Below are 11,762 nucleotides of genomic sequence, written 5' to 3' on the forward strand. Positions count from 1 at the left end.
CATGGACACCGCCACCGTGGCGCGATTCGAGGCCAGCCGGAATCGGCTGGCCTCGATCGCCTACCGTCTGCTCGGCTCGGCCGCGGACGCCGAGGACACGGTGCAGGACGCGTTCCTGCGGTGGCAGGCCGCCGACCGGGAGTACGTCGAGGTGCCCGAGGCCTGGCTGACCAAGATCGTCACCAACCTCGCCCTCGACCGGCTCCGTTCGGCGCAGGTGCGGCGCGAACGCGCGGTCGGCGCCTGGATGCCCGAACCGCTCCTGGACAGCGACCCGATGCTGGGCCCCGCCGACACCGTCGAGCAGCGCGAATCGGTGACGCTGGCGGTGCTTACGCTCATGGAGCGGCTGTCGCCGGTCGAACGCGCCGTGTACGTTCTGCGCGAGGCGTTTTCATACAGCCACGCCGAGATCGCCGAGATTCTCGGCATCACCGAGTCCGGGAGTCAGCAACACGCCCACCGAGCCCGGCGGCGAATCACCGCCGCCGGCAATGGAACTCACCTCGACCATGCCGCCGCGCGTCGAATCGTCGAGGCGTTCGTCGATGCCGCCGCCTCGGGCCGGACCGAACAGCTGGTCGCGCTGCTGACCGACGACGCGACCGGCATCTCCGACGGCGCCGGGCTCGGGTTGGCCCGGAGGCTGATCCGGTACGCGAACCCGGAGCGGATCGCCGGCGCGGTGCGGACCGGCTTCACACCTTCTGTGGCCAAGCGCAGACTCGCCGGCGGCTCACCCTCGATCCACGCCGCCGTGGTCAACCACTGCCCGGCCATGCTCGTCACGCTCGACAACCGGGTCGTGGGCGTCGCGATCCTGGAGATCCGTGACGACAAGATCGCCACTGTGCGTGGCATCGCCGCCCCGGGCCGACTCGCTCGCCTCACCGGGGAGTGGCATCGGCGGGAGCATGACGCCCCGCTCATCGAATCCTGGTGACCGGAAGAAAGAGCTGGTCCCGCCTGGCCTTCAGCGCGCCCGTCCGCCGCGGGCATCGGAACCTCGACCGTCGGCTCCGCGCTTGCATATCAACAGGATTCGGCGCGGCGGGCCGCCACAGCCGCTCTGCTGCGAACACCCGATCACGACATCGACGCCCGAGCAGCGCCCCGGCGCAGGTCACGGTATGCAAATTCGGGCTGTTTCAATCCGGGAGGTCGGTTCACTTCGTTCGATTCCTCTCCATGGCGTCGCGGCGGACCGCCGTGACGGCTTTACGGGCGGCGACCTGGATGGGGTCCCAGACCGGGGAGAAGGGTGGGGCGTAGCCGAGGTCGAGGGCGACGATCTGGTCGACGGTGAGGCGGGCGGTGAGGGCCACGGCGGCGATGTCGATGCGCTTGCCCGCCCCTTCGCGGCCGACGATCTGGACACCGAGCAGGCGGCCGGTGCGGCGTTCGGCGAGCATTTTCACCGTCATGGGTGCGGTGCCGGGGAAATAGCCGGAGCGGCTGGTGGATTCGATGGTGACGGTGACGAATTGCAGTCCGACCGCGCGGGCGTCGCGTTCACGCAGGCCGGTGCGGGCGACCTCCAGTTCGCACACCTTGCTGACCGCGGTGCCCACCACGCCGGGGAAGGTGGCGTAGTCGCCGCCGACACCGGAACCGATGACCTGGCCGTGCTTGTTGGCGTGCGTACCGAGGGGGATGTGGCGTTCGGAGCCGGTAACGAGGTCGAGCACCTCGACGCAATCGCCTCCGGCCCAGATGTTCTCGTGTCCGCGCACCCGCATGGCGAGATCGGTCAGCAGACCGCCGGACTCCCCCAGCGGGAGACCGGCCGCACGGGCGAGGTCGGTGGCGGGGCGGACGCCGATACCGAGAACCACCACATCGGCGGGGTATCGGGCATCAGCCGTGGCGACGCCGGTGACCCGGCCCTGCGCATCGGTATGGACGGCCGTCAGCTCCGCATTGTCGATGACCTGAATCCCCATGCCCTGCATGGCCTTCCGGATCAGCACACCCATATCCGGATCGAGGGTGGACATGGGCTCGGCGCTGCGATTGAGCATGGTGACCTGGAATCCCCGCTGGAGTAGCGCCTCCGCCATCTCCACACCGATGTACCCCGCACCCACCACCACCGCCCGCCGGCCCGCGATCGACTCGAGGGTGGCGATGAGGGCTTGCCCATCGTCGAGCGTCTGCACCCCGTGCACCCCGGCCGCGTCGATGCCGGGCAGCGCGGGCCGGATCGGCGTCGCACCGGTGGCGATCACGAGTTTGTCGTAGCCGATCCAGCTCTCCCGACCGGTATCGAGCTCGCGAGACCTCACCCGCCGCCCGGCGACATCGATCGCCACGACCTCGGTTCCCAGCCGCAGATCGATGTCCCGCGCCCGATGCTCGGCGGGCGTCCGCGCGATGAGATCGTCCGGGCCACCGACGTCCCCGCCCACCCAGTACGGGATCCCGCACGCCGAGTACGAGGTGAAGTGCCCCCGCTCGAAAACGACGATCTCGAGCTCCTCCACGCCCTTCAACCTGCGCGCCTGTGACGCCGCCGCCATCCCCGCAGCATCCCCGCCGATGATCACCACGCGTTCGCCCATGCCTCACACGTTACGAGCGTTACGGCACTGCCGGCCGGTGCCCTGGCCTCATGCCGCCCAACTGACAGCCTCATCATATTTGAAGGAATTGATCAGGAGATGAGGTGACATGCCTGCCCGCCACGAGTGGCCGAGGGACCCGATCAGACTTCGAAGGCGGTGGCCGGCAACGGACTCGCGGCGATCCGGCGTGCCTCGTCGTGCGAAACCCCCAGGGCGCACAGGATGAGTTCGGCGGCCCCCGCCGCCGCGTCGCGCCACGACTGGTGACCCTCCAGCACCATCCACATGGCGCTGACCACGGTACCCATCAGCATGGAGGCGATACTCAGCTCCATTCCGGGTGCGACCACATAACGGCCGGAGGCGATTCCGGCGGCCACGTCCCGCATCGGCGGGCCGGTCAGCATCTCGCGCAACGACTCGTCGGTCAGCGCGAACCGCACGACGAAGCGGCCCGCCGCGGGGTTCTCGTGCGCCATCCGCACGATCATGCGGGTACCGGTGGACAGCCGCAGCGGCGGGTCGAGGTCACCGTGAGCATCCATCGCCTGCGCGTTGGCACTGTGCAGTTCGAAGGCGAGCTGGGCGCGGACCTGCTCGAAGAGCTGCTCGATGGACTCGACATTGCGGTAGAGCGTGCCCCGGGCGACACCGGCTTCGGTCGCCAGCTCGCTCATGGTCAGGTCCACGCTGCCACGCTCGGCGAACAGCCGCATTGCCGCCGCGTTGATCCGCCGCTGAGTCGCACTCATCACCCCTCCTTCGCCAGCTCGACAGTACAGAACCGTCCCAGGCGGGCCAAACCCGAAACTCTTGAGACGCTCTTGACTCAAATTGAACACTTCTGTTCAATCTACGGCTATGACCGAAACCACATCGGTGCTCGTGGTCGGCGCGGGGCCGGTAGGCCTGACACTGGCCCTGGAGCTCGACTTCCATGGCATGGAAACCCTTCTGGTAGAGCGCAATTCGACCACCACGCGGCATCCGAAGATGGACATCACCAACAGCCGCAGCATGGAGTTGTACCGGCGGCTCGGCATTGCCGACGACCTCCGCAAGGTGGCGACGCCGCCCGATCATCGGACCACCGTGGTCTGGGCGAGCAATGCGGTCGGATGGGAACTGGCGAAGTTCGAGTACCCGAGTGTCGAGGAGTCCTTCGAGGCGATCGGCCGACGCGTCGACGGCGCTCTCCCACTGGAACCGGCCATGCGCGTGTCCCAGATCATCCTCGAGCCCGCGCTTCGGGACCAGCTGCGGGCCAGGTCCCGGCACGTCGAGGTGCAATACGGTTGGGCGCTGGACAATTTCACCGAGGACACGGAGGGCGTCACGGCCCAGCTGGTGTCCGGGACCGGCGAACGCCGCACGGTGCGCGCCCGCTACCTGGTGGGATGCGACGGCGCGGGCAGCCGGGTCCGGCGGCACCTCGGGATCGGTCTCGACGAGGTCGATCTGCGCCGGCTGCTGGTGCGGGAGCTCGGAATTCCCCGGCTCGCAAGGACTTTCACGCGGACGTTCCTGGCCGGCGGGCAGCGGCCCCCGGACGGCCGGTTCTACCTGGTGCATTTCACGACTCCCGATCGCGAGATCGCCGCCCGCTTCGGCACCGTGTGGCATCTGCAGTCACCGGAGGGCTGGACCGTCATCTCCCAGAACGACGGCGACACCTGGACCCTGCACGCTCCCCTGAGCATGGGCGCCGACGCGAACAGCATCGACCCGCGTGAATTCGTATTCCGCTGTCTCGGATACCGGTTCGAGATGACCGTCCTGGTCGCCAATGCCTGGACGCCCCGGCTCACCGTCGCCGAGTCGTATGGCCGCGGCCGGGTCTGGCTGGCCGGTGATGCCGCCCACCAGGTGACGCCCGCGGGCGGCTACGGCATGAACACCGGCGTCGGCGATGCCGTCGGGCTGGGCTGGGCGCTGGCCGCCCGGTTGCAGGGATGGGGCGGACCACGGCTGCTCGAGGCGTACGAGCGGGAACGCCGTCCCGTCGCCCTCCGTAACCGCGAGGCGTCCGCCCGGCACACCGTCGTCCGCGGCGCCATCATGGCCGCCTCCCGCGCCACCATGCACAGCGAACGCTGGTTCGGCGCGCGTACCCGCCGGCGGATCGGCCGCGAGATCGGCGATCTGGGCAATCTCGAAAACGAAGCGCTGGGAATCGAACTCGGCTACCGCTACGACCACTCCCCCATCGTGTGCCGAGACACCGAGGACCGGGCGCCGCGGCAGCGGATGGACGAATATCTGCCCGGCACCTGGCCCGGAGCGCGGCCGCCCAGCCTGCGGCTCGCCGACGGCACCGCGATCTTCGACCTGTTCGGACGCGGCTTCACCCTGCTGCGCTTCGCGGATCACGACGTCGACGGCTTTCGGATCGCGGCCGCTGAACGAAAGGTGCCGCTCGACATCGTGGATATCCGCGACCCGCACGCCCACGCCCTCTACCAGCGCGACCTCGTACTCATTCGTCCCGACCAGCACGTGTCCTGGCGCGGCAATGCCGCACCGGCCGGGCCACTGGCAATCATCGACCGCGTACGCGGCGCGTGAAAGATCCCCGACGACAACGGAGAAGATGACAGTGAACACCCCTGAAAACGCCGGTTCGAGAAGGGCTTTCATGGTCGGCGCGACGGCGGCGGGCCTCGCGGCCGCCCTGGCCTCCGGCCTCCCCACGGCAGCCGCGGACACCTCGACCGATGCGATCAAGATGACGTGCGCCCTCCGCCGCCGGGCCGACCTGACGCCCGAGCAGTTCCACGACTATTGGCTGAATCACCACGGCCCCTTCGCCGCGGAGCAGATCAAGATCCTCGGCGGCTACCGCTACGTGCAGAGCCACATCCTGGATTCTCCGCAGAACGCCCTGCTCGCCAGCACCCGCGGTACCGGCGAGCCCTACGACGGCATCGTGGAAGTGTGGTTCCCCTCGGAACAGGCCATGCTCGCGGGCATCGCGACCCCGGACGGAATCCAGGCCAACCAGCGACTCGCCGATGACGAGAAGAACTTCATCGATCTCGCTCGCTCCTCGTACTTCTTGACCACGGAGCACGTCATGCTCGGCTAGCCGCGTCCCGATCAGCTGGTGACCGCCCGCGGCGCTTCGGTTTCGGTGTCGTGCGCGAAGCGGCGTTCGAGTTCGACGCCCTCGATGTCGAAGTCGGGCACGTAGCGGGCGAACCAGCGCGGGTGGTACCACATGCGATCACCGATCAGGGCCATGACCGCGGGCACCAGGGTCAGCCGGACGATGAAGGCGTCCAGCAGCACACCGACCGCGAGCGTGAACGCCAACGGTTTGACGATCGGGTTGTCGACGGTGGCGAAGGCGACGAAGACGCCGAACATGATCAGCGCCGCGGCCGTGACGACGCGCGCCGAGTGCGCGATGCCGTTGCGCACCGCGGCGGTCGCGTCCGCGGTACGGGTGTGCTCCTCCTTGATGCGGGACACCACGAAGATCTGGTAATCGCTCGACAGCCCGAAGATGATGGCCAGGGTGATGATCGGCAGGAAGCTCAGCGTTTCCGCCTTGGTCACATGCAAAAGGCTTGCGCCCCATCCCCATTGGAAGACCGCGACCTGCGCGCCGAGCGCGGCGAACACCGAGAGGATGAACCCGACGATCGAGGACAGCGGTACCAGGACGGTCCGGAAGGCGATGGTCAGCAGCACCAGCGCCAGACCCACGACGACAACGAGGAAGACCGGCAGCGCCTCGCCCAAGCGGCGCGAGGTATCGATGTTCGCCGCGGTGCTGCCGCCCACCAGATATGTTGCCCCGGAGCCGCTCTCGATGGTCGCGCGGTCATCGCGCAGACGGGTGACCAGATCGGCGGTCGCGCTGTCGTCGGGACCGGTCTTGGGTACCACCTGGATCAGGACCAGGTTGTCGCCCGTGCCCGCGGGCTGCACCACCGCGACGTCGGGCTCCTGCTGCAACCGGCCCATCACGGTCTGCGCCGCGTCCGGGCCGGTGGCGTGCGAGAGGTCGGTCACCACCAGCAGCGCCCCGTTGAACCCGGGACCGAACGACCGGCTCACCAGGTCATACGCCCTGCGGGCGGTGCTGGACTCCGATTGCGTTGCGCCACTCGGTAATCCGAGATCCATACGGGTGGCGGGAAGCGCGATCACCACCAGCACCGCGATGCCCAGCACCAGCAATGGAATCCGGAAGCGAGTGACGAACCGTCCCCAGGCGTGGCCCGCGGTGCGCTCGGGCTCGTAGGCGGCGATGCGCGCCACCTCCTCCGGCTTTCCCGGGTGCAGCGGCGGCGAGATGAACTTGGCGACCGTGCCACCGGCGAGGCTGAGCAGCGCGGGCAGCAGGGTCAGCGCGACGAGCATGGCCACCAGGACCGCACCGGCGGCGGTCAGGCCCATGACGGTGAGGAACGGGATGTTCGCGACCGCCAGCCCGCACAGCGCGATGATCACGGTCACCGCCGCGAATACCACCGAACTGCCCGCGGTCCCGACCGCCAGCGGAATCGACTCCGCCACAGCCATTCCCAGCACCACCTGGTGGCGATGCCGGGAGAGGACGAACAGCGCGTAGTCGATCCCGCAGGACAGGCCCAGCATCAGTGCCAGCGAGGTCGCCGCCGACGGCACGTCGGTGTAGGCCGCGATGCCCAGGATGCCGGTGAGACCGATACCCACGCCGACGGCCGCCGTGATGATCGGCAGTCCGGCCGCCACCACCGCGCCGAAGGTGATCAGCAGAATGACGAAGGCCGCGATGACACCGAGCATTTCGGGCGTGTGCGGGATCTCCGCGGTGAAGCCCGGATAGACCGCACCGGAGAACTCGACCTGCAGACCGGTGTCACGCGCCCGGTCGGCGACCCGGGTCACCTGGTCGAGGGTGGACTGCTCGACCTCGCCGGAGGAGGCGGAGAACTGCACGCTGCCCAGGGCGACGTGTTGATCCGGCGAGACCGCTTTGGCCTGGAACGGGTCGACCACCGCGGCGACCTGCGGCAGCCCCTTCAACTGGGCCATCATCTGCTCGATCTCGCCGGCCACCGGTTGATCGGTCACCTTGGCCAGGTTCGACGTCGCGAACACGACCTGCATCTGCGCACCCGAGAAAGCGGGCATCCGCTGCTGCAGCAAGGAGACCGCGTCCTGCGATTCGGTGCCCGGAACCGTGAAATTGTCGTTGGTCTTTCCGCCCGTCGCGGCGGCGAATCCGATGGCGGCGGCCAGCAGCACGATCCATATCGCCAGCACCCACCAGCGGCGGCGGACGGCGATCTGGCCGAGTGCGTACAGATAGCGGGACATGCGGGTCCTCTCATGGAGACACCATCCGACCAGCAATCACAGACCTATCGGTACGGTAACACGTCAGATGATGATTTCCTCATAAACGTTGCAATGGTCAGCAACCGGCTCGTCACCTTCACGCCGGTGCGCCCGGATGGAAAGCAGGCGACGCCGCGCACAATGACGGCACATCTCCGCAGGACTGGACGGTGCCGTCCGGGCGGACCAGAGCCGCGACGGCGCGACCCTGCCTCACCCAACGATGCAGTTCGGTGCCCGGCTCCGCGACGACGATGAACCCGCCGCGCTGCTCGACGACCAGTCGGCACTCCGGCGCGGGCTCGCGCACGGTGATGACGGTGTAGCGCCCGTTCATGGCCTCGTCGAGACGGCGGCCGTCCGCGAGCCGGGCGTTGGGAACCAGCCGGCCCGTCAACCGCCGGCGCAGGCGCGGCCCGCGCCCGGGACCCGAGAGGTGCAGGGGCGGAGATTCGCCGCTGGTGATGATGTGGGTGAGGCCGGGAATCCGGTGCAGACGCGGTGCCAGCAGACCGCGCAGGCGGTTGCCCAGTTCACCACCGTCCGTCATGGTGACGCCGATGAGCTTGGCCAGCCGGATCATGGCCCGTGCGTGTGGTTTCCGCTCCGCCTCGTAGGTATCGAGCACGTCTTCGGGGAGTTCCCCGCGCAGCACGCCCGCCAGTTTCCACGCGAGGTTGGCCGCGTCGCGCAGGCCCGCGCCCATGCCCTGGCCGATGAACGGCGGGGTCAGGTGCGCGGCATCGCCGAGCAGGAACACCCGGCCCCGGCGCCAGCGGTCGGCCAACTGGGCACGGAAGGTGTATTCCGCGACGCGGATCAGTTCGAGATCCGCCGCCGGAACACCGCCGAGCCACGGGTCGAGCAATGGGCGCAGCCGAACGGGGTCGTCGAAGTCGGCGACGGTCTCGCCGGGCCGGAGCCGGAATTCCCAGCGGTAGCGGGTTTTCCCGATCCGCATGAACGTGGCAGCGCGCGCCGGATCGCACACCTGGTGCACGCCTTCCCACTGCCCCAGATCCGACGGCGTGGCGACGTCCACCACCAGCCAGCGCTGGTCGAATCGCAGATCCCGCATGCGTGTACCGATCGCGCCGCGGACAACGCTGTTGGCACCGTCGCAGCCCAATACGTAACGCGCACGCACAGATTCGGCATCGCCGGTCACGCGATCGGTGAAATCAACCCGGACACCGCCTGATTCCTGGGTGACGGCGGTGACTTCGACGTCACCACGCAAGGTCACCCGCGGATACCGCTTCAGGTTGACCCGCAGGATCGCCTCCAGTTCCGGCTGGTCGAACAGGTTCGCCTCCGGATACCCGCTGTGCCCACCGGCCAGGTCGCGATCGAACTGGGCCAGCACCCGCCCGCTCGGGTCGATGAGCCGCAACCCCAGTGCGGGCCGGGAGATCCCGTCGAATTCCCGGCCGACTCCCAGACGTTCCAGGATCCGGCGGATCTCGCCGTCGAGGTGCACTGCCCGCGGTTGCGGATAGACATCGGTCCACCGCTCCAGCACGAGGGTGTCGATCCCCTGGTGCGCGAGCAATGTGGCCGCGGTGATACCGGCCGGGCCCGCGCCGACGACCACCACCGGGATCATCGCGGTGCTCACGGCGAAACCCCCGCCAGCGCAGCCAGATAGCCGAGCGTGACCAGTCCGGTGACCACCGCGGGCGCGTACTCCGCCATGGCGTCGCCGTTGCGGATATGTGCGACCACGGCACCGGTCATCAACAGTGCCAGGCCGATTCCCGCGGCGATCCCGATCGGCGGCCGGGCCAGACCGATCAGCAGCCCACTCGCGCCGGCGATTTCGAGCGCTCCGATGCCCCGGTAGGCGGCGGTGGAGTAGCCCAGACGCGCGGCGCGTTCCCGCATCGGCGCGAGGGCGAGCGTCTTGGCCGCACCGAAGGACAGGAACTCCACGGTGAGCATCGCGGCCAGCACGGTCGACACGATCGTCATCGGTGCACCTCGACCTTCCAGGTGATCGCGTAGCGACCGAGAATCGCCTCGACGGCCCTCTCGGCGGCACCGGGGCCGAGCTCGACGACGGTCACGATCGCGCCGTCCTCGGCCTGCGCGGTGACATCGAGTACGGCCTCGACTCCGGCCAGCGCATCCAGTACCTCGCGACGAGTGGCGGCGGCGCGCAGGCCGAGCTTGTACGGCTTGCCGACGTCGGTCACCGGCAGGACATCCAGCACCGTCACGGTTTTCGGCGCGGCGGCACGTTCGGGCACCCGCTCGCCCGCCCAGGCGACGAGCTCCGCCTCGCTCACCTCCGCGCCGGGCACCAGGGTCACATACGCCACGGGTACCTCACCGGCGTGCACGTCCGGGCGGCCGACCGCGCCCGCCGAGGTCACCTGCGGGTGGGACAGGAGCGCGTCCTCGATGACCGCCGGATCGAGATTGTGCCCGCCGCGAATGATGAGATCCTTTGCGCGACCGTGCAGATGAACGAATCCGTCGGCGTCGACATGCGCGAGATCGCCGGTGCTCAGCCACCCGTCGACCACGGCACCGAGCCCGTCCAGCAGGTGCCCGTGCTCGCTGCGGCCGGTCACGTAACCGGCGAAGACCGTGGGCCCGCCGATCACCAATATGCCGATCTCACCGGCGGGGAGTTCGGTCCAGACGCCGTCCTCGGGCGTGCGAACGACCTTGACCTGCTGATAGGGCATGCGCTGGCCGACCGAGCCGGGACGCGGCAGATCCGGGAAGCTGCGGGCGGTCGCGCACGTCGCCTCGGTGAGGCCATAGCCCTCGACCAGCGTGACCCCGGTGTGCGCCTGGAAATTCTCGCGCACGGCGGCCGGCAGCGGGGACGCGCCGACCATCGCGTAGCGCAGGCTCGAGATGTCCGCGCCGATCGGGCACTGCGCCAGCACCGCGTACACCGTCGGCACCGCGCTCATGGCCGCGATCCGGTAGTGCGCCACGATATTCCAGAATTCGCCGTAGAGAGCGAAGTCCCGGTATCCGAGCGGCCCGGCCCAGACCACCGACTGGCCGCGGAACAAGGGCGCGAGCAGCGTCACGACGAGCGCGTTGACATGGAACAGCGGCAGCGCGGCGAAGATCACCGCGTCCTCGTCGAGCAGGGAGTTGGCCGCGATCATCCACGCATTGGCAACCTCACCGGACTGCCGGTGCGCTGCCAGTTTCGGCACACCGGTGGTGCCGCCGGTGTGGAACAGGGCCGCCAGATCCGTTGCGGCGGGCGGCTCCCCGGCGAAAGCTGCCCAATCCTGTTCGGCTGCAAGGGCATCGAGATAGCCGATGCGCACACCGTCGATGACAGGCAGCGGTACGGTCTCCGCCGTGACAGCGGTCGGCCGCAACATCAGCACCGCATCCAGCAGACCCCGGGACGCGAGTTCGTGTGCCGACTCCCAGATGTCGGCGGCGAGTTCGGGGCCGGCGGCGATCAGTACCCGAGCGCCGGAACGGTGCAGGAGCTCCGCGATGTGCGCCTGCGACAGGCCGCCATTGATCGGTGCGGCGATGCCCGCCAGCTGCGCGGCCAGCGTGGCGGGAATCAATTCGGCGCAGTTGGGCGCGATCAGGGCGACCGCGTCGGCGCGGCGCACGCCGAGTGTGTGCAGCAGATTGGCATAGCGGTGCACATCGGCGAGCAACTGGGAGTAGGTGCGCCGCAACGGTTCCCGCCACCTCGAGGCATCGGACAGCACGGTGACGGCCGTACGGTCCCGCCACCGCCTCGCGGCGCGCACCAGCAGTGCGTAGGTCGACTCGGGCAGCCCGCGCTCGGCCAGGGGCACCGATTCGATGACGCTCAGGTCCTCCGGACCGGTGTAGCGCGGCCACAGCAGGGCTTCGGCGTCAATCTCGAGG

At 69.0% G+C, this 11,762-nt stretch carries 9 protein-coding genes; 3 read left to right on the top strand and 6 right to left on the bottom strand.

All coding sequences use genetic code 11. The features are described from left to right. Position 1: 1 nt before the first annotated feature. Positions 2 to 943, top strand: a complete 942-nt coding sequence (locus tag ACFXKA_RS34405) for a sigma-70 family RNA polymerase sigma factor (protein WP_379430499.1) — start codon at positions 2 to 4, stop codon at positions 941 to 943. Between the two features lie 223 nt (positions 944 to 1,166). Here the strand turns inward: ACFXKA_RS34405 and ACFXKA_RS34410 are convergent, their stop codons facing one another. After that, entirely contained in the window at positions 1,167 to 2,561 is a 1,395-nt protein-coding gene (locus ACFXKA_RS34410) for an FAD-dependent oxidoreductase (protein WP_379430500.1), read from the bottom strand. Positions 2,562 to 2,704: 143 nt separating this feature from the next. Beyond that, positions 2,705 to 3,316, bottom strand: coding sequence for a TetR/AcrR family transcriptional regulator (locus ACFXKA_RS34415; RefSeq protein WP_379430501.1), 612 nt, complete (start codon positions 3,314 to 3,316; stop codon positions 2,705 to 2,707). 109 nt (positions 3,317 to 3,425) lie between these two features. On the opposite strand from ACFXKA_RS34415, the gene ACFXKA_RS34420 reads away from it, so the two are divergent. Further along, on the top strand, positions 3,426 to 5,129 hold the full coding sequence (locus ACFXKA_RS34420) for an FAD-dependent monooxygenase (RefSeq protein ID WP_379430502.1): 1,704 nt from the start codon (positions 3,426 to 3,428) through the stop codon (positions 5,127 to 5,129). 31 nt (positions 5,130 to 5,160) lie between these two features. Continuing rightward, positions 5,161 to 5,649 (top strand): EthD domain-containing protein, encoded by a 489-nt coding sequence (locus ACFXKA_RS34425; protein WP_379430503.1) that lies wholly within the window; start codon positions 5,161 to 5,163, stop codon positions 5,647 to 5,649. A gap of 11 nt (positions 5,650 to 5,660) precedes the next feature. On the opposite strand, the gene ACFXKA_RS34430 is transcribed toward ACFXKA_RS34425, so the two are convergent. The 4 genes from ACFXKA_RS34430 to ACFXKA_RS34445 all read right to left on the bottom strand — a co-directional run bounded on the left by ACFXKA_RS34430 (position 5,661) and on the right by ACFXKA_RS34445 (position 11,755). Continuing rightward, on the bottom strand, positions 5,661 to 7,874 hold the full coding sequence (locus ACFXKA_RS34430; RefSeq protein WP_379430504.1) for an MMPL family transporter: 2,214 nt from the start codon (positions 7,872 to 7,874) through the stop codon (positions 5,661 to 5,663). A gap of 118 nt (positions 7,875 to 7,992) precedes the next feature. Continuing rightward, positions 7,993 to 9,513, bottom strand: a complete 1,521-nt coding sequence (locus tag ACFXKA_RS34435; protein WP_379430505.1) for a bifunctional 3-(3-hydroxy-phenyl)propionate/3-hydroxycinnamic acid hydroxylase — start codon at positions 9,511 to 9,513, stop codon at positions 7,993 to 7,995. Beyond that, positions 9,510 to 9,866, bottom strand: a complete 357-nt coding sequence (locus tag ACFXKA_RS34440) for a DoxX family protein (RefSeq protein WP_379430506.1) — start codon at positions 9,864 to 9,866, stop codon at positions 9,510 to 9,512. Before ACFXKA_RS34440 ends, ACFXKA_RS34435 begins: the two co-directional genes overlap by 4 nt. Continuing rightward, positions 9,863 to 11,755, bottom strand: a complete 1,893-nt coding sequence (locus ACFXKA_RS34445) for an acyl-CoA synthetase (protein ID WP_379430528.1) — start codon at positions 11,753 to 11,755, stop codon at positions 9,863 to 9,865. Before ACFXKA_RS34445 ends, ACFXKA_RS34440 begins: the two co-directional genes overlap by 4 nt. Positions 11,756 to 11,762: the final 7 nt, after the last annotated feature.

Source organism: Nocardia sp. NPDC059228, assembly GCF_042754245.1.
Taxonomy (GTDB): Bacteria; Actinomycetota; Actinomycetes; order Mycobacteriales; family Mycobacteriaceae; genus Nocardia.